This is a genomic window from Pseudomonas sp. TH15 (assembly GCF_016651105.1).
In the GTDB taxonomy this organism is placed as follows: domain Bacteria; phylum Pseudomonadota; class Gammaproteobacteria; order Pseudomonadales; family Pseudomonadaceae; genus Aquipseudomonas.
The window spans coordinates 1,114,555-1,135,000 of the sequence record NZ_JAEKEL010000001.1 but is presented as its reverse complement, the minus strand read 5'-3'; the positions used below and the strand labels follow the sequence as shown (position 1 = coordinate 1,135,000).

General features: G+C 58.6%; 24 protein-coding genes. 16 read left to right on the top strand and 8 right to left on the bottom strand.

The features are described 5' to 3' along the window. Positions 1 to 285: 285 nt before the first annotated feature. Complete coding sequence (locus JFT87_RS05255; RefSeq protein WP_201199436.1) at positions 286 to 1,506, bottom strand: CaiB/BaiF CoA transferase family protein; 1,221 nt, start codon at positions 1,504 to 1,506, stop codon at positions 286 to 288. A gap of 13 nt (positions 1,507 to 1,519) precedes the next feature. Next, positions 1,520 to 2,701: an acyl-CoA dehydrogenase gene (locus tag JFT87_RS05250; protein ID WP_201199434.1), complete on the bottom strand. Its 1,182-nt coding sequence runs from the start codon at positions 2,699 to 2,701 to the stop codon at positions 1,520 to 1,522. A gap of 157 nt (positions 2,702 to 2,858) precedes the next feature. Here JFT87_RS05250 and JFT87_RS05245 point away from each other — a divergent pair, with 157 nt between their 5' ends. The 11 genes from JFT87_RS05245 to JFT87_RS05195 all read left to right on the top strand — a co-directional run bounded on the left by JFT87_RS05245 (position 2,859) and on the right by JFT87_RS05195 (position 12,939). Continuing rightward, positions 2,859 to 3,758 (top strand): LysR family transcriptional regulator, encoded by a 900-nt coding sequence (locus JFT87_RS05245; RefSeq protein ID WP_201199432.1) that lies wholly within the window; start codon positions 2,859 to 2,861, stop codon positions 3,756 to 3,758. A gap of 434 nt (positions 3,759 to 4,192) precedes the next feature. Then, the gene (locus JFT87_RS05240) at positions 4,193 to 5,314 is read left to right on the top strand and encodes a Re/Si-specific NAD(P)(+) transhydrogenase subunit alpha (protein WP_201199430.1); all 1,122 of its coding nucleotides are present in this window, start codon (positions 4,193 to 4,195) and stop codon (positions 5,312 to 5,314) included. A 15-nt stretch (positions 5,315 to 5,329) separates the two neighbouring features. Beyond that, positions 5,330 to 5,653: an NAD(P) transhydrogenase subunit alpha gene (locus tag JFT87_RS05235; RefSeq protein WP_007947884.1), complete on the top strand. Its 324-nt coding sequence runs from the start codon at positions 5,330 to 5,332 to the stop codon at positions 5,651 to 5,653. Continuing rightward, on the top strand, positions 5,653 to 7,089 hold the full coding sequence (locus tag JFT87_RS05230; RefSeq protein ID WP_201199426.1) for an NAD(P)(+) transhydrogenase (Re/Si-specific) subunit beta: 1,437 nt from the start codon (positions 5,653 to 5,655) through the stop codon (positions 7,087 to 7,089). Before JFT87_RS05235 ends, JFT87_RS05230 begins: the two co-directional genes overlap by 1 nt. Positions 7,090 to 7,269: 180 nt before the next feature. Beyond that, positions 7,270 to 8,763 (top strand): acetyl-CoA hydrolase/transferase family protein, encoded by a 1,494-nt coding sequence (locus JFT87_RS05225; RefSeq protein WP_201199424.1) that lies wholly within the window; start codon positions 7,270 to 7,272, stop codon positions 8,761 to 8,763. Positions 8,764 to 9,082: 319 nt separating this feature from the next. Then, positions 9,083 to 9,298, top strand: coding sequence for a DUF1127 domain-containing protein (locus JFT87_RS05220; RefSeq protein ID WP_201195908.1), 216 nt, complete (start codon positions 9,083 to 9,085; stop codon positions 9,296 to 9,298). A 259-nt stretch (positions 9,299 to 9,557) separates the two neighbouring features. Continuing rightward, positions 9,558 to 9,767 carry a DUF1127 domain-containing protein gene (locus JFT87_RS05215; protein WP_201199422.1) on the top strand — a complete coding sequence of 70 codons (210 nt, stop codon included), beginning with the start codon at positions 9,558 to 9,560 and terminating at the stop codon, positions 9,765 to 9,767. Between the two features lie 134 nt (positions 9,768 to 9,901). Beyond that, positions 9,902 to 10,219 carry a DUF2388 domain-containing protein gene (locus tag JFT87_RS05210; protein WP_201199420.1) on the top strand — a complete coding sequence of 106 codons (318 nt, stop codon included), beginning with the start codon at positions 9,902 to 9,904 and terminating at the stop codon, positions 10,217 to 10,219. A 105-nt stretch (positions 10,220 to 10,324) separates the two neighbouring features. Further along, positions 10,325 to 10,633 (top strand): DUF2388 domain-containing protein, encoded by a 309-nt coding sequence (locus tag JFT87_RS05205; protein ID WP_201199418.1) that lies wholly within the window; start codon positions 10,325 to 10,327, stop codon positions 10,631 to 10,633. A gap of 27 nt (positions 10,634 to 10,660) precedes the next feature. Then, positions 10,661 to 10,981: a DUF2388 domain-containing protein gene (locus tag JFT87_RS05200; protein ID WP_201195912.1), complete on the top strand. Its 321-nt coding sequence runs from the start codon at positions 10,661 to 10,663 to the stop codon at positions 10,979 to 10,981. Beyond that, the gene (locus JFT87_RS05195) at positions 10,978 to 12,939 is read left to right on the top strand and encodes a DUF7844 domain-containing protein (protein WP_201199416.1); all 1,962 of its coding nucleotides are present in this window, start codon (positions 10,978 to 10,980) and stop codon (positions 12,937 to 12,939) included. Before JFT87_RS05200 ends, JFT87_RS05195 begins: the two co-directional genes overlap by 4 nt. Before the next feature lie 189 nt (positions 12,940 to 13,128). Here JFT87_RS05195 and JFT87_RS05190 read toward each other — a convergent pair whose 3' ends face one another. The 3 genes from JFT87_RS05190 to trpB form a co-directional block, all read right to left on the bottom strand. After that, on the bottom strand, positions 13,129 to 13,587 hold the full coding sequence (locus JFT87_RS05190; RefSeq protein WP_201199414.1) for an anti-virulence regulator CigR family protein: 459 nt from the start codon (positions 13,585 to 13,587) through the stop codon (positions 13,129 to 13,131). Between the two features lie 121 nt (positions 13,588 to 13,708). Beyond that, positions 13,709 to 14,521, bottom strand: coding sequence for a tryptophan synthase subunit alpha (gene trpA / locus JFT87_RS05185; RefSeq protein WP_201199412.1), 813 nt, complete (start codon positions 14,519 to 14,521; stop codon positions 13,709 to 13,711). Next, positions 14,521 to 15,741, bottom strand: a complete 1,221-nt coding sequence (trpB, locus tag JFT87_RS05180) for a tryptophan synthase subunit beta (protein WP_201199410.1) — start codon at positions 15,739 to 15,741, stop codon at positions 14,521 to 14,523. Before trpB ends, trpA begins: the two co-directional genes overlap by 1 nt. Positions 15,742 to 15,853: 112 nt before the next feature. Here trpB and JFT87_RS05175 point away from each other — a divergent pair, with 112 nt between their 5' ends. Continuing rightward, complete coding sequence (locus JFT87_RS05175; protein ID WP_201199408.1) at positions 15,854 to 16,747, top strand: LysR family transcriptional regulator; 894 nt, start codon at positions 15,854 to 15,856, stop codon at positions 16,745 to 16,747. Here the strand turns inward: JFT87_RS05175 and JFT87_RS05170 are convergent. After that, positions 16,744 to 17,070: a DUF883 family protein gene (locus JFT87_RS05170; protein ID WP_201195924.1), complete on the bottom strand. Its 327-nt coding sequence runs from the start codon at positions 17,068 to 17,070 to the stop codon at positions 16,744 to 16,746. The two genes, JFT87_RS05175 and JFT87_RS05170, sit on opposite strands and share 4 nt — an antisense overlap. A gap of 157 nt (positions 17,071 to 17,227) precedes the next feature. Between JFT87_RS05170 and JFT87_RS05165 the strand changes: the two genes are divergently transcribed. Further along, positions 17,228 to 17,443 carry a dodecin gene (locus JFT87_RS05165; RefSeq protein ID WP_054047931.1) on the top strand — a complete coding sequence of 72 codons (216 nt, stop codon included), beginning with the start codon at positions 17,228 to 17,230 and terminating at the stop codon, positions 17,441 to 17,443. 123 nt (positions 17,444 to 17,566) lie between these two features. Beyond that, on the top strand, positions 17,567 to 17,788 hold the full coding sequence (locus JFT87_RS05160; RefSeq protein ID WP_201199406.1) for a DUF1161 domain-containing protein: 222 nt from the start codon (positions 17,567 to 17,569) through the stop codon (positions 17,786 to 17,788). Positions 17,789 to 17,856: 68 nt separating this feature from the next. On the opposite strand, the gene JFT87_RS05155 is transcribed toward JFT87_RS05160, so the two are convergent. Continuing rightward, positions 17,857 to 18,858: an LLM class flavin-dependent oxidoreductase gene (locus JFT87_RS05155; protein WP_201199404.1), complete on the bottom strand. Its 1,002-nt coding sequence runs from the start codon at positions 18,856 to 18,858 to the stop codon at positions 17,857 to 17,859. Positions 18,859 to 19,097: 239 nt separating this feature from the next. Here JFT87_RS05155 and JFT87_RS05150 point away from each other — a divergent pair, with 239 nt between their 5' ends. Both JFT87_RS05150 and JFT87_RS05145 read left to right on the top strand, forming a co-directional pair. Further along, the gene (locus tag JFT87_RS05150) at positions 19,098 to 19,529 is read left to right on the top strand and encodes an OsmC family protein (RefSeq protein WP_201199402.1); all 432 of its coding nucleotides are present in this window, start codon (positions 19,098 to 19,100) and stop codon (positions 19,527 to 19,529) included. A gap of 249 nt (positions 19,530 to 19,778) precedes the next feature. Beyond that, positions 19,779 to 20,018, top strand: a complete 240-nt coding sequence (locus tag JFT87_RS05145; protein WP_201199400.1) for a DUF1161 domain-containing protein — start codon at positions 19,779 to 19,781, stop codon at positions 20,016 to 20,018. 6 nt (positions 20,019 to 20,024) lie between these two features. On the opposite strand, the gene JFT87_RS05140 is transcribed toward JFT87_RS05145, so the two are convergent. Continuing rightward, positions 20,025 to 20,444: a PA0061/PA0062 family lipoprotein gene (locus tag JFT87_RS05140; RefSeq protein ID WP_201199398.1), complete on the bottom strand. Its 420-nt coding sequence runs from the start codon at positions 20,442 to 20,444 to the stop codon at positions 20,025 to 20,027. Between the last annotated feature and the right edge of the window lie 2 nt (positions 20,445 to 20,446).

The following is a 20,446-nucleotide window of genomic DNA, read 5'->3' as shown; positions in this document are numbered from 1 at the left end:
ACCGAGAAGATCGAACCGTTAATAGAGCCACACAACACCGCTCTACCAACTCCTTCTGGGCTTCGATGACCTGAAGCAACTCGCTGCCGAAAACTGCATAACTCTTTGTTTACCAAGGAGTTTTCCGTTTCGACTGCGCCGGAAGTGGGGCGAATTATAGACTTCCAGAATCTGCCGTCAAGCCCTGATTTAGCTTTTCTATCAATAACTTGCTGAAAGCTGGAAAACCGCACGATTCCTTCTATATAGGAGAGCAAAACAACGCCTTCTATATAGAAGGATCTCTCAAAGGACCCCAGCCTCTTTGAAAGCAGCCACGGCACCAACTGACAACCCCAACACCCGCTGCAGAACCTCAAGCGTATGCTCCCCTAATAGAGGAGGCGCATTACGGTATTCCACCGGGGTCTCGGACAAGCGAATCGGACTCGCAACCTGAGGCACCATCCCGGCCAATGCGTGAGGCAACTCTATAGCCAACCCACGCGCCTGAACCTGCGGATCAGCAAACACCTGGGCCAGATCATTGATCGGCCCACACGGCACGCCCGCCTGCTCCAACTGGAGCACCCACTCAGTCGTAGTCTTGAATACAGTCGTCTGACGGATCAACGGAATCAGTACCGCCCGATTAGCCACCCGCAGCTTGTTGGTGGCAAAGCGCGGATCATCCGCCCACTGCGGCTGACCTGCCACCTTGGCAAACTTGCGAAACTGCCCGTCGTTACCCACCGTGAGGATGAAATCGCCATCCGCCGTAGGAAAGTCCTGATAAGGCACGATGTTCGGATGAGCATTCCCCAAGCGCTTAGGCGCATTGCCAGTAGTCAGGTAGTTCATTGCCTGATTCGCCAGACAAGCCACCTGCACATCCAGCAACGCCATATCAATGTGCTGCCCGCCACCGTCATGATCCCGATGCGCCAGCGCCGCCAATATCGCCACCGTCGAATAGAGCCCGGTCAAAATGTCGGTCAGCGCTACACCGACTTTCACCGGCCCCGCGCCCTCATCACCCTCAGGTCGACCGGTGAGGCTCATCAAGCCGCCCAACCCCTGGATCATGAAGTCATAACCCGCGCGCTTGGCGTAAGGCCCTGTCTGACCGAACCCGGTAATCGAGCAATAGATCAGATTCGGATTGATCGCCTTGAGCGACTCATAGTCCAGACCATAAGCCGCCAGACCACCGACCTTGAAGTTCTCGATCAGAATGTCCGACTTCGCCGCCAGATCACGTACGAGCTTCTGCCCTTCAGGTCGGGTGAAGTCGATGGTCACCGATTGTTTGTTGCGATTGGCCGACAGGTAGTAAGCGGCCTCGCTGGTGTTCTCGCCATAGGCGTCTTTAAGGAACGGAGGCCCCCAGGCGCGCGTGTCATCGCCATTGCCCGGGCGCTCGACCTTGATCACTTCAGCGCCAAGGTCCGCCAGGATCTGCCCGGACCAAGGCCCGGCCAGCACCCGCGATAAATCCAGTACCCGTAGATGCGAAAGCGCGCCCATGGCCGTTCTCCTATTAATAGAACGCCTGGATACCGGTCTGCGCGCGACCAAGGATCAGCGCGTGGACGTCATGCGTACCTTCATAGGTATTCACGACTTCCAGGTTGACCAGGTGGCGAGCGACACCGAACTCATCGGAAATACCATTGCCACCCAGCATGTCGCGAGCCATGCGCGCGATATCCAGGGATTTACCGCAGGAGTTGCGCTTCATCATCGAAGTGATCTCGACCGCAGCAGTGCCTTCGTCTTTCATACGACCCAGACGCAAGCAACCTTGCAGCGCCAGGGTGATTTCAGTCTGCATGTCAGCCAGTTTTTTCTGGATCAACTGAGTAGCTGCCAATGGGCGGCCGAACTGCTGACGATCCAGGGTGTACTGGCGAGCGGTGTGCCAGCAGAATTCGGCGGCGCCCAGTGCACCCCAGGAGATGCCATAACGCGCGGAGTTGAGGCAGGTAAAAGGGCCTTTCAGACCACGGACATCCGGGAAGATGTTCTCTTCAGGAACAAACACGTTGTCCATGACGATTTCGCCGGTGATGGACGCACGCAGGCCGACCTTGCCGTGAATCGCCGGAGCGCTCAGGCCTTTCCAACCCTTTTCCAGTACGAAGCCACGAATGTCACCGGCATCATCCTTGCCCCAGACCACGAACACATCGGCGATGGGGCTGTTGGTGATCCACATCTTGCTGCCGGTCAGGCTGTAGCCGCCTTCCACTTTGCGTGCACGAGTAATCATCGCGCCCGGGTCGGAACCGTGGTCAGGCTCTGTCAGCCCGAAGCACCCGATCCACTCGCCGGAAGCGAGTTTCGGCAGATACTTCTGCTTTTGCGCTTCAGTACCGAACTCATTGATCGGCACCATGACCAGTGAGGACTGCACGCTCATCATCGAGCGATAACCGGAGTCAACCCGCTCGACTTCACGAGCGATCAGGCCATAGCTGACGTAGTTCAGGCCGCTGCCACCGTATTCCTCGGGAATGGTCGCACCCAACAAGCCCACTTCGCCCATCTCACGGAAGATCGCGATGTCGGTCTTCTCATGGCGGAAAGCTTCCAGAACACGCGGTGCGAGCTTCTGCTGAGCGAACTGCTCGGCGGTGTCGCGGATCATGCGTTCTTCTTCGGTGAGCTGTTGATCCAGCAGCAGGGGATCGATCCAGTTGAAGCTAGCTTTACCGCCCATGAGTGAGTCCTCTCGAATCGGGTCAAATAACGTGGGTTGATCCTAGGCCCGGTGCGGCATTCCGGCAAACGAGGATTTCGCATACTGTTGTGCTAATTTCTCACTCCGAAGCATCGCCAAAGGTCATTTGTGCGACGTATTAGTGAGGTTCACGTACATGCGCAGAAAAATCCCCAGCACCACCGCCCTGATCAGCTTCGAAGCGGCAGCGCGCCACGAGAGCTTTACCAAGGCAGCCCAGGAACTTTCACTCACCCAGGGAGCGATTTGCCGACAGATCGCCAGCCTCGAGGAATTCCTCAGTGTCGAACTGTTCCGACGCTCTCGGCGCGGAGTGAAGCTGACAGAAGCCGGGCTTTCCTACAGCCGTCGTGTGGCCACCCAACTCGATGCCGTTGAACGGGACACCTTGTCGGTCATGGGCCAGCAAGGCGCGAACGTGATCGAACTGGCGGTGGTGCCGACCTTCGGCACCCAATGGTTGCTGCCAAGGCTCAAGGACTTCCAGCACAAGCACCCGGAGGTGACGGTTAACCTCACCAACCGCACACGTCCGTTCTTGTTTGCCGACACCGAGTTCGATGCCGCGATCTACTTCGGCGACGCGGACTGGTCGGGTACCGAATCCCACAGGCTGATGGGAGAGAATCCGATGCCGGTGTGCAGCCCAGCCCTACTGGGCAAGAAGACCAACCTGACACCCGCTGAAATCGCGGAACTACCGCTACTGCAACAGACCACCCGCCCCTACGCCTGGCGCCAATGGTTCAACTCCCAGAGCCTGAATATCCCCCGCGACATGACAGGCCCGCGTTACGAGCTATTCTCCATGCTCGCCCAGGCGGCCATGCACGATATGGGGATTGCACTGATTCCGCCGTTCCTGATTCAGCGTGAACTGGCAGAGAAGCGCCTGGTGATTGCCAATCCGCAAGCGCTGTCGAGCATCAAGGCCTATTACCTGATGATTCCTGAGCGAAAGGTCGAATCGGCGTCTTTAAGGGCTTTTCGGGATTGGCTGGTGAATCAGGCCCACAGCTACAGCCTAGAAGGATAAAGGCTATGTCTCGTTAACTGACCCCGTAGTCAGCAAAACCAAAGCACTACAGATATAAGTATTTGTCGCATATTCATAGACTGTACCGACAAACAGTACAAACGTCCCACAAGTGCCTGATGACGTGGCCTTGAGCCTCTATTTCGATGCCATGGCAGCTCATTCACCGCACCGATATGTAAATTCTTGAATTTCGACCAGAATCCTTACAAGGCACGGCCTGCAAGGGATTGACCCGGCTAGTTGCGACATTCGGTCACGGGGTGACTTGTAGTTAATTTTCCGTCACCCGTCATAATCCCTTGAAGGGCACAAAGTTCGCCTGCAAAATGCCGCGCCCCGCCTGATTTGGCGGGATCGTGCTGATCGGCCGCCCCAGCCGCACCATCCGAAGTGCCTGGGTTTACTCAATAAGATCACGCAGGAGATTTGACGTGCACATTGGTGTTCCTCTCGAAACCCAGACGGGTGAAACACGGGTTGCTGCAACCCCGGAAACCATCAAAAAGCTGATCGGCCAGGGCCATAAGGTCACTGTACAAAGCGGCGCCGGGGTAAAAGCCAGTGTTGTCGACAGTGCCTATGAAGCGGCAGGCGCAACCATTGGCAGCGCCAACGACGCGTTTGGTGCCGAGCTGATTTTGAAGGTGGTCGCGCCCAGCGACAGCGAGCTGACTCTGATCAAGAGCGGCACCGTTGTGGTGGGCATGCTCAACCCGCTCAGCAATGAAATCATCGCCAAGCTAGCCGAGTGCGGCATTACCGCGTTCGCGCTGGAAGCCGCGCCACGCACCTCTCGCGCCCAGAGCCTGGACGTGCTGTCCTCTCAAGCGAACATCGCCGGTTACAAATCCGTACTGCTCGCCGCTCACTACTACCCACGCTTCATGCCGATGTTGATGACCGCCGCGGGCACTGTGAAAGCAGCGCGCGTGCTGATCCTCGGTGCAGGTGTGGCGGGTTTGCAGGCAATCGCCACGGCGAAACGTCTGGGTGCGGTGATCGAAGCGTCTGACGTGCGTCCTGCGGTAAAAGAGCAGATCGAATCCCTCGGCGCCAAGTTCGTCGACGTACCTTACGAGACCGATGAAGAGCGCGAATGCGCCGTCGGTGTTGGCGGTTACGCACGACCAATGCCAGCGAGCTGGATGCAGCGCCAGGCCCTGGCCGTGCACGAACGCGCCAAGCAGGCTGACATTGTCATTACCACCGCACTGATCCCAGGCCGCAAGGCACCGACGCTATTGAGTGCCGAAACCGTGGCGCAGATGAAGCCAGGCTCGGTGGTCATCGACCTTGCCGCAGCCCAGGGCGGCAACTGCCCGCTGACCGTGGCCGATCAGGTGGTCGTTGCGAATGGCGTGACCATTTGTGGCCCGACCAATCTGGCCGGTGAAGTCGCGGCAGACGCTTCGGCCTTGTACGCCCGCAACCTGCTGGACTTCCTGAAGCTGGTCTTCAACAAAGAAGGCCAGTTCGAAGTGAACCTAGAAGACGACATCGTCGCCGCGTGCCTGATGTGCCGCGACGGCCAAGTCATCCGCAAAAACGCCTAAGCAGGGATTCAGACGATGGAAGAGCTTATCTCCCCCGGTATCTACAACCTGATCATCTTCGTGCTGGCGATTTATGTCGGTTATCACGTGGTCTGGAACGTAACACCTGCACTGCACACGCCGTTGATGGCGGTGACCAACGCAATCTCCGCGATCGTGATCGTCGGCGCCATGCTGGCGGCGGCTTTGACCGTGACACCACTGGGCAAGACCATGGGCACCCTGGCCGTGGCACTGGCCGCAGTGAACGTGTTTGGTGGCTTCCTGGTCACCCGCAGAATGCTTGAGATGTTCAAGAAAAAAGCCCCGAAAGTCGTAAAAGAAGAGGCGCCCAAGTAATGAGCATGAACCTCGTAACGACGCTCTACTTGATCGCGTCGATCTGCTTCATCCAGGCCCTTAAAGGCCTGTCGCACCCGACCACGTCCCGACGCGGCAACGTGTACGGCATGCTCGGCATGGGGCTGGCGATCCTCACCACTATCGGCCTCATCTATAAGCTGGGCGCTGAGCTCGCGACTGCAGGCATCGGCTACGTTATCGTCGGCCTGCTGGTCGGCGGCACCGCCGGTTCGATCATGGCCAAGCGCGTTGAAATGACCAAGATGCCGGAACTGGTCGCCTTCATGCACAGCATGATCGGCATGGCCGCGGTGTTCATTGCGATCGCTGCTGTCGTTGAGCCGCAATCGCTGGGTATTGTTAAACAGCTGGGCGATTCGATTCCTGCCGGTAACCGTCTGGAGCTATTCCTCGGCGCCGCCATCGGTGCAATCACCTTCTCCGGTTCGGTGATCGCCTTTGGCAAGCTGTCGGGCAAGTACAAGTTCCGCCTGTTCCAGGGTGCACCGGTACAGTTTGGCGGCCAGCATAAGCTGAACCTGCTGCTGGGCCTGGCGACACTGGCCCTTGGCATCACCTTCATGCTGACCGGCAACCTCAACGCCTTCGCGCTGATGCTGGCCCTGGCCTTCGTGCTGGGCGTGTTGATCATCATCCCGATTGGCGGCGCGGACATGCCGGTGGTTGTGTCGATGCTCAACAGCTACTCCGGCTGGGCAGCGGCGGGTATCGGCTTCTCGCTGAACAACTCGATGCTGATCATTGCCGGCTCGCTGGTAGGCTCGAGCGGTGCGATCCTCTCGTACATCATGTGCAAGGCGATGAACCGCTCCTTCTTTAATGTGCTGCTCGGCGGTTTCGGCAACACGGCGGATGCAGCCGGCCCTGCTGGCTCGAAAGAAGCCCGCCCGGTGAAATCCGGTTCGGCTGACGACGCGACCTTCCTGCTGACCAACGCTGACACCGTGATCATCGTTCCGGGCTACGGCCTGGCGGTTGCACGGGCGCAACATGCGCTGAAAGAGCTGACCGAAAAGCTGACCCATCGCGGCGTGACCGTGAAGTACGCGATCCACCCGGTTGCCGGTCGGATGCCTGGCCACATGAACGTGTTGCTGGCCGAGGCCGAAGTGCCTTACGACCAGGTGTTCGAGATGGAAGACATCAACTCCGAGTTCGGTCAGGCCGACGTGGTGCTGGTGTTGGGCGCCAACGACGTGGTTAACCCAGCCGCCAAGAACGATCCGAAATCGCCGATTGCCGGCATGCCGATTCTCGAAGCGTTCAAAGCCAAGACCATCATCGTCAACAAGCGCTCGATGGCCAGCGGCTATGCCGGTCTGGACAACGAACTGTTCTACCTCGACAAAACCATGATGGTCTTCGGCGACGCCAAGAAGGTCATCGAGGACATGGTTAAAGCCGTCGAGTAAAACCTGCGCCAGCGCAATACCCAAAACCTCAGCCTTTAGTAGGCTGGGGTTTTTTTATTCCCCGTGAAACCCGACCAAAGGCTCTAAATCAGGGCTCGGCATTCGACCATGGTAGCGGGACGGATTTTTTTCAAATCACTAGACTGAGTACCTTGCTTCCGTTGCCCGAGATAATAATCCATGTACCGTGACCGTATTCGCTTGCCTTCGTTGTTGGATAAGGTGATGAGCGCCGCTGACGCTGCCGCTCTGATTCAGGACGGCATGACCGTCGGCATGAGCGGTTTCACCCGCGCCGGCGAAGCCAAGGCTGTGCCACACGCGCTGGCCGAACGCGCCAAAACCACGCCGCTGAAAATCACCTTGATGACCGGCGCCAGCCTGGGCAACGACCTCGATAAGCAGTTGACCGAAGCCGGCGTCCTGTCGCGACGCATGCCGTTCCAGGTCGACAGCACACTGCGCAAGGCCATCAACGCCGGCCAAGTCATGTTCATCGACCAGCACCTGTCGGAAACCGTGGAGATGCTGCGCAACCAGCAACTCAAGCTGCCGGACATCGCGGTGATTGAAGCCGTGGCGATCACGGAACAAGGCCATATCGTACCGACCACGTCGGTGGGTAACTCGGCCAGCTTCGCGATTTTCGCGAAGCACGTCATCGTCGAGATCAACATGGCGCACAACCCGAATCTCGAAGGGTTGCACGACATCTATATCCCGACCTACCGTCCGACCCGCACGCCCATTCCGCTGGTGAAGGTCGACGATCGCATTGGCAGCACCGCCATTCCGATCCCGCCGGAAAAGATCGTCGCAATCGTGATCACCAATCAATCCGACTCGCCGTCGACTGTACTGCCACCGGACGCCGAAACTCAGGCCATCGCCGATCACTTGATCGAGTTCTTCACGCAGGAAGTGGCTGCCGGGCGCATGACCAACAAGCTTGGCCCGTTGCAGGCCGGGATCGGCACCATCGCCAACTCGGTGATGTGTGGCCTGATCGACTCGCCGTTTGAAGACCTGACGATGTATTCGGAAGTGTTGCAGGATTCGACGTTCGACCTGATCGATGCCGGCAAGCTAAGCTTTGCCTCGGGCAGTTCGATCACCTTGTCGGCCCGGCGCAATGCCGATGTGTTCGGCAACCTGGAGCATTACAAGAACAAGCTGGTACTGCGCCCCCAGGAAATCTCCAATCACCCGGAAGTGGTTAGGCGTCTGGGCATCATCGCCGTCAACACGGCGCTGGAGTTCGACCTGTACGGTAACGTCAACTCCACCCACGTCTGTGGTACACGGATGATGAACGGCATCGGCGGTTCGGGTGACTTCGCGCGCAACGCGCACCTGTCGATCTTTGTCACCAAGTCGATTGCCAAGGGCGGTGCGATTTCCAGCGTGGTGCCGATGGTCAGCCACGTCGACCATACCGAACATGACGTCGACATCCTGGTGACCGAGATCGGTCTGGCCGACCTGCGCGGGCTGGCGCCTCGTGAGCGGGCTCGGGTGGTTATCGACAACTGTGTTCACCCGGACTATCGCGAAGCCTTGAATGACTACTTCATCGCCGCCTGCGCGCTCGGTGGGCACACCCCGCACATCCTGCGCGATGCCCTGAGCTGGCACATTAACCTGGAAGAAACCGGGCGGATGCTGGTGGTCTGATTGACGTAAAACACAGCTGACGCAAACACAGTTGCGTCAGTTGGCTCTTGCAACACCCGATCCTGTCGAAAACTGTACTGCTGTACTGGTCTTTTCCTACCGAAATCCCCTGCATTTTCGAGTCGACTTACCTATATTGCACTGTATTGGTGCCGACAGGTACAGTTGCCTCAATTTTGACCAGTACACCCCCTATAAACAGTTAATTGATCCCTCACAATACAAGTGAACTGTATCTAGGGGGACTGGCCAAACAGGAGGATCATTGGCATCAGTTAAACCACTACCTAATCCCGCCACAAGCGGAAGGATGTCAACCATGGAACGTACACTCAGTTCCGAGCTGTTCTTCGAAGACAATGCTGCAAAAACCCAGGCTTCCATGCCTCTTCGCGTTATCGCCAACCTGATGTTGTGGCAGCGCCGCATTACCAGCCGCCATCAATTGGCTCGTCTGGATTCGCGTCTGCTGGCTGATGCCGGGATTAGCGAAGCACAACGCTACGAAGAGCTGAGCAAGCCGTTCTGGCGCTAAGTTAGCGTCGCTGGCTCTGACCTATAGGGTCCACCGCCAGCAACCCGAATTGAACAAACAAAACCCGTCGTGGGAAACCACGACGGGTTTTGTCGTTTTGACCACGGAAAACGGCCGGTACAGGCACCTGAGCCGAACACAAGTACAGTTTTAATAAAATCGATTCTGAACCAGTACAATTTTACGCCGGTGTATCTGCTCCGTTGCCTGTATCAGGCTCACCATGACCCTTCACCCTATTTGGCTAAAGGAAAAGGTCATGAACGACTTACAGGATGTTTCAGCAATGTCGAGCAGCGCGCCCCAGCGCAGCCACCCTTTGCGCCGCGTGTTTCGCAATATCTGGCAAGCCCTGGAGCGCGCCAGGACGCGGCGCCTGTTGGCGCAACTGGAGGGTCGGGATCTCGCAGATCTGGGTCTCAGCCACGCCGATCGGCTGAATGAAATGGAGAAACCCTTCTGGCGCTAGCATTTTGCCCACTGTGCGAACCTCGTCGCCGGGCCTAATATCCACGCAGAACGTGGCGAATGCAGTGCAACCGGCGTCTGACTCCTCAGATACCGAGCCACCTCTCACTACGGTTTATCCTCAGGAGTTACCCTATGTCCCGTCTTCGCCTGCTCAGCGCTGCTGCCCTGCTGGCAATGGCTGCCAACGCCAGTGCCACCAGCTTCATCGTTACCACCGACGCCGTTGTCGGTGCGCTGAAATCCTCGTCCGACGCCACTTCCGACGTTTCCTCTTCCTTTCGTGACGACAAAATCGTCCTCGCCGCCCGTGACGACGCTGCCAGCTTCGTAGCCAGCGAAGGCGAAATCCGTGGCGTGAAGCTGGAAAGCGCGCTGGATCACATTCGCCATCAGGCACCACAGTTACAAGCAACCGATGCGCAGCTGGCTCAGGCTATTCTGACCATCTAAGCTGCTGGCATTGCGGGACACGTCGTGCGTGTCCCGATGTTTCGGCGCTGGCTCTGGCCCGGGCATTGCGCTAGTGTTGGGGCTCGCTAACCGTTACCGAGTCCTATGCGTTTTCTGCCAAATCTGTTTATCCCTTCCGTATTGCTCACAGCCTGCTGGGCGACTTCAGCCGATGCCTTTGATGTATCGACGCAAAACACTGTTGTCTCCGTTTGGGCGACCGGCATGGTGACCTCTGCGCCCTTCGACCATAAACTGCTGATCGCCGCTCAGGATGACGCTGCGGCTTTCATTGCCAGTGACGGCCAACTGCGAGGAGCGCAACTGGAATCCGCCCTGGTTTACCTGCGCCGGAGCCAGCCAAAACTTCATGCCAGCGACCTTGAACTGGCACAAGCAATTCTCGTCCAATAGTTATCATCGTTCCTCCGGAGTCGTTCCATGCGTAGCCCGCTGATTGCTGCCACCCTTGGCTTGCTGTTGTTGGCCGACGTGGCCCAGGCGCACACCCTGGTAGCCACCAGTAACATGATCATTCGCGCCACCCAGCGCACGCTTGATTTCACTTCTGATACCACCACGTCCATCCGTGATTCGAAGATCGTGCGCGAAGCTCACGACGACGCGGCCAGTTTCGTCGCCAGCGATGGCGATATTCGTGGCGCGCATCTGGAAGAGGCCTTCAATACCCTACGCACCCGCGTACCTGAAGCCCGCGACGCCAGTGATCAGGTCCTCGCCGAAGCCATCCTCGCACTGTGAGGTCGCTCAGCGCCTGGCTGCTGGCCGGGATGGTGTTGCTGCTTGGCAACACCGCACAGGCCAGCTTGCAATTACGGCTCAAGACCGACGGTCTGAGTCCCGCGCAAGTGCAGGCCAGCCAGGCGCTGCTCGATGAGGCCATGCAGGCATTGCCGCCGCGCTTCGTCGAGCAACTGGATCGGCGCATCGATGTTGGCTGGACCGACGAAATGCCCGACAACGCCTACGGCGAGGCGTCGCTGGTGTCCGAGCTCGATCTGAATCGCAATCTGCTCGACAGCCTCACCGACGGCAGCGCCGCGACGAAAAAGACCTACCGCCCCCACGGCACCGTGCGCCGGGAAATGCTCGCTACGGTCTTGCACGAACTCACCCATATTTACGACCGCGCGCGCCTGTGGCCATCTGCCCAGCGCACGCTGATCCAGCGTTGCAGCCAGCGCAATAGCAGCTCTGGTCTGGTCGGCATTCCCGATCAATGCCGCGGCCAGACGGCGCGACGTTTTACCCTCAGTGACGACCCGCGCCTGCTGGATCTGGCCGGCTGGCCGCAATACGTCGGCCGACGTGGCGAACGCGAGCAGCACAACCGGCAAATCGTTCGCAGCCCGGATATCTACGAGACGACCAATCCCAAGGAGTTCGTGGCGGTCAACATGGAGTACTTCCTCCTGGACCCGAGCTATGCCTGCCGACGTCCTGCGCTTTACCGCTACTACAAAGAACATTTCGGCTGGGCGCCGGCCGCCAAAGACACTTGCGCCAAATCCTTCGCCTTCCTCAATGCCGGTAACGACTTCGCCAAGACACCATTGGGCCAGGTCGACCCGGAACGGGTTTATGCCGTGGACTATCTGCTGGCCGAAGCCAACCAGAACTGGGTCAGCCGTTGGGGCCACAGCATGTTGCGCCTGGTGATCTGTGCGCCGGGCCGACCACGCGGACCGGATTGCCGGCTGGACCTGGATCAGCACCTGGCGCTGTCCTACCGCGCCTTCGTCGGTGACGTACAGTTGTCGAGTTGGGATGGGCTGGTGGGTAAATATCCGTCACGCCTGTTTGTCTTGCCCCTGGCCCAAGTGATCGACGAATACACCAAGACCGAAATGCGCAGCCTGGCTTCGGTGCCGCTGAATCTCTCTCGCACCGAAATCGAAGAAGTGGTGGAACACGCCGCAGAGATGCACTGGAGCTACGACGGCAACTACTTCTTCCTGTCCAATAATTGCGCGGTTGAAAGCCTGAAACTGCTGCGCAGCGGCAGCAACAACGCGCAACTGACCGGACTGGACAGCATCATGCCCAACGGCTTGCTGGAAGTGCTCAAGGGCCGCGGATTGGCGGACACCAGCGTGCTGGACGACCCTCGCGAAGCTTTACGCCTGGGTTATCGCTTCGACTCCTTCCGCGATCGCTATCAAGCCATGTTCGAAGTGCTGAAGAAGCACTTGCCGATCAAGCAGACCACTGTCGAAGACTGGCTGGCATTGAGCGCCGAAGAGCGCCGGCAATGGATCGATCAGGCTGACTTGCGCACCAGCGCGGCATTGCTGTTGTTGGAACAGGCCAGTTTCCGTCGGCAGCTACAGTTGGCCCAGGATGAGGTGAAGCAGCGCTACCTCGGTGCCCGGGAGCTGGAGAACGGCGGCATGGACAAGGCTAACGCGACCTTGCAGGAAATCCTCGCCAACAGCGGCTTCCTCAGCCGCCCGGCAGAGCTTCTTGATAGTCGTGGTTATGGGTTGCCACAGCCGAGCGAGTTCAAGCGGCTTGAGGATGAAAGCAGTCAGCGGCAGAAAAAGCTGCTGGTGCTGTCCGGTGATCTGGATGCTGAAGTGCGTAAGTTGCTAGAGCCCAAGCGCGCTGCGGAGATTGCGGCCAGCGAGGCCAATGTGAAGCAGATCGGCGAGCATTTGCGCAAATTGCACAAAGCCTCGGGCGGACTGGAACTGCCCTGAACTTGAGGCTGAACCTGATGCTGATGATGAGTGCATACCTTGTGGCGAGGGGGCTTGCCCCCGCTGGGTCGCGAAGCGGCCCCAAAATCAGCAGACGCGGATAATCAGATAGACCGCGCGGGCCGAATTGACGACTGCTTCGCAGCCGAACGGGGGCAAGCCCCCTCACCACAGGTGATGTGTGTCAGATCAATTGAGGACGCCATCCAGAATTTCATAAACGATCCCGGTTCCTACGGCGATCAGCACAATGTCGCCGCCCGCGCGGCGCCATTCGTAACCCTCGTATTGCGGCAACCGACCCAGCGCACGCTGATCCAGGCGTTCGCCGTAATAACCGTGAGGCAACGGCCGGCCACGTTCCAGACGGATGCCTGGCGGTGGCGGCGCACCACGCACAAAGTATCCGTGATTGTCGTGAATGGTCTGACGCACCGGGCCAAAATCATGTGGTGGAGGACCGCCACGATGGTTGTCCTCCGGGCCGCGGTGATCATTGCCACGGTTGTCACCATGGTTATCGTATTGGCCCTGCTCCGGGCCGCCGTGGTCGTGATCGTCGCGCTGATCGGCGCTGGCGTGCAGCAACGGGGTCGCACTCAGCATCAGTACGCCCAGGCTGGCTATCAACCGTTTCGGCATTTTCATCGGGGGTTTCCTCACTGCACCTACAGCAAAAAGGGCTTCAGAACGTAGTCCTGAAACCCTCGGTCTTACTGTTTAGTCTGTGTTGCGAGGCGCTAATTCCTTTGTATCAGGAACTTTACTTTCAGCTGACCCGTGCTTTGCGCACGCCCTCGGCCAACGCTGCGCAAAGACTCAATACACCGTCGATCGCCTGATCCGGTGTCGACGCATTCGCGATGTGATCGATCAATGCCGAACCCACCACCACGCCGTCCGCCAGACGAGCGATAGCCGCCGCTTGCTCCGGTGTACGGATACCGAAACCGATGCTGATCGGCAGGTCGGTGTGACGACGCAAACGAGCAACTGCTTCTTCGACGTGTTCCAGCGTTGCCGCACCCGCGCCCGTCACACCGGCAACCGACACGTAATAAACGAAGCCGGAGCTGCCGTTCAGAACGGTCGGCAGGCGCACATCGTCGGTGGTCGGCGTGGTCAGACGAATGAAGTCCAGACCCGCAGCCTGAGCCGGGTCGCACAGTTCGCCGTTATGTTCCGGCGGCAGGTCAACCACGATCAGACCGTCAACGCCGGCCTCTTTAGCGTCCGCGATGAAGCGCGGCACGCCGTACATGTGGATCGGGTTGAAGTAACCCATCAACACCAACGGCGTCTCGGTGTTGCCTTCGCGGAACTCGCGAACCATCTGCAGGGTTTTCGCCAGGTTCTGTTTGGCGCCCAAAGCGCGGATGTTCGCCAGCTGGATCGCCGGGCCGTCGGCCATCGGGTCGGTGAAGGGCATGCCCAATTCGATCACGTCGGCGCCAGCACCCGGCAAGCCTTTGAGGATCGCCAGCGAGGTGTCATAGCTCGGGTCGCCAGCGGTGACGAAGGTCACCAGGGCGGCGCGATTCTGTTCCTTGAGTTCGGCAAAACGCGTTTGCAGGCGGCTCATCAGTGTTTCTCCTGCTTAGATTGTTCCATGTGGTGCATCACGGTTTGCATGTCTTTGTCGCCACGACCGGACAGGTTGACCACCATCAGGTGATCTTTCGGCAGGTTCGGTGCGCGTTTGAACACTTCGGCCAGGGCGTGGGCGCTTTCCAGAGCAGGAATGATCCCTTCCAGGCGGCAGCATTTGTGGAACGCATCAAGGGCTTCGTCGTCGGTCACCGAGGTGTATTGAACGCGGCCGATGTCATGCAACCAGGCGTGTTCAGGGCCGATGCCCGGGTAGTCGAGGCCGGCGGAGATCGAGTGAGCGTCAATGATCTGGCCGTCGTCGTCCTGCAGCAGGAAGGTGCGGTTGCCGTGCAACACACCCGGTACGCCGCCATTCAGACTGGCCGCGTGCTTGCCGGTTTCGATGCCGTAGCCGGCGGCTTCAACGCCGATGATCTCGACGCTCTTGTCATCCAGGAACGGGTGGAACAGGCCCATGGCGTTGGAGCCACCGCCGATGCACGCCACCAGGCTGTCCGGCAGGCGACCTTCCTGATCTTGCAGTTGAGTACGGGTTTCCTTGCCGATCACCGACTGGAAGTCGCGAACCATCGCCGGGTAAGGGTGCGGGCCGGCCACGGTGCCGATCAGGTAGAAGGTGCTGTCGACGTTGGTCACCCAGTCACGCAGGGCTTCGTTCATCGCGTCTTTCAGGGTGCCGGTGCCGGCCACCACCGGGATCACTTCGGCGCCCAGCAGTTTCATGCGGAACACGTTGGCCTGCTGACGTTCGATGTCAGTGGTGCCCATGTAGATCACGCAATCCAGACCAAAACGCGCGGCCACGGTAGCGGTCGCCACGCCGTGCATGCCGGCGCCGGTCTCGGCGATGATGCGTTTTTTGCCCATGCGCCGCGCCAGCAGGATCTGGCCGATGCAGTTGTTGATCTTGTGCGCGCCGGTGTGGTTCAACTCTTCGCGCTTGAGGTAAATCTTCGCGCCGCCGCAGAACTCGGTCAGGCGTTCAGCGAAATACAGTGGGCTTGGACGACCGACGTAGTCACGCTGGAAGTAGGCCAGTTCTTCTTTAAATGCCGGATCTTCCTTGGCCAGTTCGTATTCACGGGCCAGGTCGAGGATCAACGGCATCAGGGTTTCAGCGACGTAACGGCCGCCGAACGAGCCAAACAGGCCGTTGGCATCGGGGCCGTTGCGCAGATTAGTCTGGGTCATGGGTCGCTCCAGTTGGATTCGTGTGATGACAATGACGACCACTCTACCCCTGACGTTCCGACCTGAAAACCGATAAGATCGCCACAACCTGTCAGGAAAACTCACATATCCCATGAGCCATGACCTTCCTCCGCTGAACGCCCTTCGGGCCTTCGAAGCCACTGCCCGCCTGAACAGCGTCAGTCAGGCTGCCGAACAGCTACACGTCACTCATGGTGCGGTTAGCCGACAACTCAAGGTGCTGGAAGAACACCTCGGCGTTAGTCTGTTCGTCAAGGACGGGCGTGGCCTTAAACTCACAGATGCCGGCGTTCGTTTGCGCGATGCCAGCAGCGACGCGTTTGAGCGATTGCGCACCGTTTGTGCCGAATTGACCCAAAGCACCGCCGACGCACCCTTCGTGCTCGGCTGCTCCGGCAGCTTGCTCGCACGCTGGTTCATTCCGCGCCTTGGACGCTTGAATGCGGATCTGCCGGACCTGCGCCTGCACCTGTCAGCCGGGGAAGGCGATCTCGACCCACGGCGGCCTGGACTGGACGCTTTGCTGGTGTTCGCCGAGCCACCCTGGCCGGCGGACATGCAAGTCTATGAACTGGCCAGCGAACGCATCGGCCCGGTCCTGAGCCCACGCTTCGCCGGCTACGAACGGCTGCAACAGGCGCCGGTCAGCGCGCTGCTGAGCGAGCCGCTGCTGCACACCACATCGCGTCCTCAGGCGTGGCCGAGCTGGGCACAGCAAAGCGGCCTCGACGCCAAGGCGTTGAAGTTGGGGCAGGGTTTCGAGCATTTGTATTATTTGCTGGAAGCCGCGGTGGCGGGGTTGGGTGTGGCGATTGCCCCTGAGCCGCTGGTGGCCGAGGACTTGAAAGCAGGTCGCCTGGTTGCGCCGTGGGGTTTCTGTGAAACCCCGGCGCAACTGGCGTTGTGGCTACCCAAGCGTGCCGCGGATGGCCGCGCTCGGCAGTTGGCGCAGTGGCTCAAAAACGAGCTGCGCCAAGCGGATTAGTCGCCGCGTTTGCACAACAGATAAGCCGCGAGTAGACCGAGTGCACCGACAGCGACACCCGCTGTAGTCCAAGGGTGTTCTTGGGCGTAGTCCCGGGTGGCGATCCCGGTTTCGCGGGTTTTCACTTTCACTTCTTCATAGGCATCGGCGAGCAGGTGGCGCGAATGTTTCAGCGCGCTCTCGGCGTTGCTTTTCAGGGCCTTGAGGGTTTTACGCGACTCGTCCGAGGCGTCGTCCTTAAGGTTTTCCAGCGATTTGAGAAGACTCTCGATCTCGGCTTCCATGCTTTGCAATGAGGCTTTACGTAAAGAGGTATTGGCCATGGTGGCTCTCCTTCATTGGTGATGAGTAGCGTGTGTTGGTTGGGACTTCAGGGGTTTGAGAAAGTGCAGTAAATCTGAACGGCGGTGCCCGATTGGCCGACAGAAGTAATACGAAAAATCACTGCTAGGCTGTATTTCATACCCCAAGGAGAACGCCATGACTGACCATCACACCTACAAGAAAGTCGAGCTGGTCGGCTCGTCCCCTACCAGCATCGAAGACGCCATCAACAATGCGCTGGCCGAAGCCAGCAAAAGCCTCAAGCATCTGGAATGGTTTGAAGTGACCGAAACCCGCGGCCACATCAAGGACGGCAAGGCTGCCCACTTCCAGGTGACACTGAAAGTCGGGTTCAGGATTGCCAGTAGCTGAGTTTGAGCTAGTCTTCTGAACTTGCGCGCTGGCCGAGTGCCATAGGGAATGGCAAAGCGCTACTTGAGCGCATCTGGCTACTGCTGGATGCTCCCCATTTGATCCGACCAGGGAATGCGACCGATGAAGAAGTTTATTTTGGCGGTAGGTTTATTGAGCATCGCGGGAACAGCCCTTGCTGGCGGTAAGTCGTGCGAAGACCTGAAAGGCGAAATCGCAGCGAAACTTGATGCCAAGCATGTCTCGGGCTATTCGCTGGAGATTGTCGACAAAGGCGCTGCCGCTGGCGGGAAAGTCGTCGGCAAGTGCGAAGCCGGCAGTAAAGTGATCGTCTACAAAAAGTAGATTGTTACCACCCTCAATGAAAAAGCCGACGCAATGGCGTCGGCTTTTTTATGCGCGTCGTTCCGGGATCAGCCCTTCATGACCTGCGCCAGCAACTCATAGGAATGCACGCGATCCGCGTGCTCGTAGAGGTCGCAGGTGAAAATCAGTTCATCGGCCTGGGTCTGCTCGATCAGCACTTCCAGTTTGGCGCGGATTTTCTGCGGGCTGCCGACCATGGCCAGCCCCAGCAAATCGCCGACCGCTTCCTTCTCATGCGGCAGCCACAGGCCGTCCATGGTTTTCACCGGCGGACGTTGCACCAGGCTCTGGCCACGCATCAGGGCGAGGATTCGCTGGTAGACCGACGTCGCCAGGTAATCAGCCTGTTCGTCGGTATCGGCCGCCACCAGTGGCACGCCGAGCATCACGTAGGGCTTGTCCAATACCGCTGAAGGTTTGAAGTGATTGCGATAGACGCGAATCGCCTCGTGCATGAAACGCGGTGCGAAATGCGAGGCGAAGGCGTAGGGCAAACCGCGTTCGCCGGCCAGTTGCGCGCTGAACAGACTGGAACCCAGCAGCCAGACCGGGACATTGGTGCCTGTTCCGGGCATCGCGATAATTCGCTGGTCCGGCGTGCGTGGGCCGAGGTAGCGCATCAGCTCTGCAACGTCTTCCGGGAATTCGTCCGCACTGCCGGAGCGTTCTCGGCGCAGTGCGCGGGCGGTCATCTGATCGGAACCGGGCGCGCGGCCCAGGCCGAGGTCGATACGGCCGGGATACAGGCTTTCGAGGGTGCCGAACTGTTCGGCGATCACCAATGGCGCATGATTGGGGAGCATCACGCCCCCGGAGCCGACACGAATAGTCGAGGTGCCCCCGGCCAGGTAACCGAGTAATACCGACGTCGCGGAACTGGCGATGCCGTCCATGTTGTGGTGTTCGGCCACCCAAAAGCGGTTGTAGCCAAACTTTTCGACGTGCTGGGCCAAGTCCAGGGAATTGTGCAGTGACTGGGCCGCGCTGCCGTTCTCCCGTACGGGCACCAGATCGAGGGTCGAAAACTTGATATCGGACAGTCGTTTCATAAACCTGCTTCTCCAATGGGGGCGCAGGTTTTTTCACGAACGAAAACCTGCCGAGTCTGAAAGCGTTCCCTATGCAATGAGGGCATATACCCGAGTTTCAATAGCAGACATGAATTTGCCTACCAGATAAGCGGTTTGATCCGACAGGGTGAACTTTGCCAAGTCTTCTATCCTCAGAACCCTTACCAAGCGAAAACCACGAAGGCGCGACGTTTCGCGCCGATCTTGAGGAGGCAGACATGGCTATCACGAAGAAAGCATCGGCTCATTGGGCAGGCGATCTGAAAACCGGCATCGGTTCGATCTCCACGGAAACCGGCGTACTCAGAGAAGCGCCCTACGGCTTCAAGGCCCGTTTCGAGGGCGGTAAAGGCACCAATCCGGAAGAGCTGATCGGCGCGGCCCACGCAGGCTGCTTCTCCATGGCGTTTTCGATGATTCTCGGCGACGCCGGCCTAAAGGCTGACAGCATCGATACCAACGCTGAGGTCACCCTGGACCAGGTGGAGGGCGGATTTGCGATCACGGCGGTGAAACTGATCCTCAAGGCGAAAATCCCTGGGGCAACTCAGGCACAGTTCGAGGAACTGAGTAAAAAGGCTAAGGAAGGTTGCCCGGTATCCAAAGTGCTGAATGCGAAGATCAGCCTCGAAGCGACGTTGGTCAGTTGATGTTCACAAGTCTTTAAATTGGCGTTGATTGCACCGACGCCTTCGCGAGCAAGCCCGCTCCCACAATTGGAATGCATTTCAACTGTGGGAGCGGGCTTGCTCGCGAAGGCAATCTCATGAACGACACAATCCATGGTTGAACATGCAGTTTGTGAGCGAAGTCAGAACTCGCTTTGTAAAACTGTGGTCGAATAAATGACAGCAGCTTCAGCGCATAGACATGCGCGCTGCCTCAAGGGAGCTTCAACCATGAAACGTTTTGTCTTGGCCGTTATTTGCGGTGCATTGGCGACTTCGGCCCTGGCCGCGACCAAAGACTGCGAAGAGCTTAAGAAGGAAATTGAAATAAAAATCCAGGCTAAAGCCATACCCTCCTACACCCTGGAAATAGTCACGAAAAAAGAAGCCGACAAGCACGATGCCGCAATGGTCGTTGGCTCCTGTGAAAACGGCACGAAGAAGATCATCTACCAAAAAAACGATCGTTGATTGGCCTCAAATGGCGCAGTCCACCGCCCGGTCTTCGGCCACGATCTCACGCTTGGCGTTATACAGCCGTGCGCTGGGCGTGAACGACAATGAGCGCCCTTCGAGCATGTAACGCTGGCCGGCCTCGAAATGGTCGTAGCGAATGGTCAGGTAGCAGAGGCGCTCTGCGGGATCGTTCATCATTCCAAAACCGCCACTGAACACCTCAAAGTCGAAACGCACCATCAACTCATGACTGCCGGGGGTGACCTGAAAGAAACGCCCGTCGGTCAATCGCTGGTTATCCAGGCGTTCGGCCATCATTAATTTCCCACCGGGGGTCGGTGTAGACATGTCGACCCAGGCCATCTGCGGATTGACCGCCGGCATCGGGCTCAGGCAACCGGAAATGACGCTTGCCGTGAGCAACAGCAATAACCTGCGCATGA

Coding starts and splice junctions, on each gene's coding strand:
- JFT87_RS05255 (WP_201199436.1), bottom strand. CDS start 1,506: ATGGGCGCGCTTTCGCATCTACGGGTACTGGATTTATCGCGGGTGCTG.
- JFT87_RS05250 (WP_201199434.1), bottom strand. CDS start 2,701: ATGGGCGGTAAAGCTAGCTTCAACTGGATCGATCCCCTGCTGCTGGAT.
- JFT87_RS05245 (WP_201199432.1), top strand. CDS start 2,859: ATGCGCAGAAAAATCCCCAGCACCACCGCCCTGATCAGCTTCGAAGCG.
- JFT87_RS05235 (WP_007947884.1), top strand. CDS start 5,330: ATGGAAGAGCTTATCTCCCCCGGTATCTACAACCTGATCATCTTCGTG.
- JFT87_RS05230 (WP_201199426.1), top strand. CDS start 5,653: ATGAGCATGAACCTCGTAACGACGCTCTACTTGATCGCGTCGATCTGC.
- JFT87_RS05225 (WP_201199424.1), top strand. CDS start 7,270: ATGTACCGTGACCGTATTCGCTTGCCTTCGTTGTTGGATAAGGTGATG.
- JFT87_RS05220 (WP_201195908.1), top strand. CDS start 9,083: ATGGAACGTACACTCAGTTCCGAGCTGTTCTTCGAAGACAATGCTGCA.
- JFT87_RS05215 (WP_201199422.1), top strand. CDS start 9,558: ATGAACGACTTACAGGATGTTTCAGCAATGTCGAGCAGCGCGCCCCAG.
- JFT87_RS05210 (WP_201199420.1), top strand. CDS start 9,902: ATGTCCCGTCTTCGCCTGCTCAGCGCTGCTGCCCTGCTGGCAATGGCT.
- JFT87_RS05205 (WP_201199418.1), top strand. CDS start 10,325: ATGCGTTTTCTGCCAAATCTGTTTATCCCTTCCGTATTGCTCACAGCC.
- JFT87_RS05200 (WP_201195912.1), top strand. CDS start 10,661: ATGCGTAGCCCGCTGATTGCTGCCACCCTTGGCTTGCTGTTGTTGGCC.
- JFT87_RS05190 (WP_201199414.1), bottom strand. CDS start 13,587: ATGAAAATGCCGAAACGGTTGATAGCCAGCCTGGGCGTACTGATGCTG.
- trpA (WP_201199412.1), bottom strand. CDS start 14,521: ATGAGCCGCCTGCAAACGCGTTTTGCCGAACTCAAGGAACAGAATCGC.
- trpB (WP_201199410.1), bottom strand. CDS start 15,741: ATGACCCAGACTAATCTGCGCAACGGCCCCGATGCCAACGGCCTGTTT.
- JFT87_RS05175 (WP_201199408.1), top strand. CDS start 15,854: ATGAGCCATGACCTTCCTCCGCTGAACGCCCTTCGGGCCTTCGAAGCC.
- JFT87_RS05170 (WP_201195924.1), bottom strand. CDS start 17,070: ATGGCCAATACCTCTTTACGTAAAGCCTCATTGCAAAGCATGGAAGCC.
- JFT87_RS05165 (WP_054047931.1), top strand. CDS start 17,228: ATGACTGACCATCACACCTACAAGAAAGTCGAGCTGGTCGGCTCGTCC.
- JFT87_RS05160 (WP_201199406.1), top strand. CDS start 17,567: ATGAAGAAGTTTATTTTGGCGGTAGGTTTATTGAGCATCGCGGGAACA.
- JFT87_RS05155 (WP_201199404.1), bottom strand. CDS start 18,858: ATGAAACGACTGTCCGATATCAAGTTTTCGACCCTCGATCTGGTGCCC.
- JFT87_RS05150 (WP_201199402.1), top strand. CDS start 19,098: ATGGCTATCACGAAGAAAGCATCGGCTCATTGGGCAGGCGATCTGAAA.
- JFT87_RS05145 (WP_201199400.1), top strand. CDS start 19,779: ATGAAACGTTTTGTCTTGGCCGTTATTTGCGGTGCATTGGCGACTTCG.
- JFT87_RS05140 (WP_201199398.1), bottom strand. CDS start 20,444: ATGCGCAGGTTATTGCTGTTGCTCACGGCAAGCGTCATTTCCGGTTGC.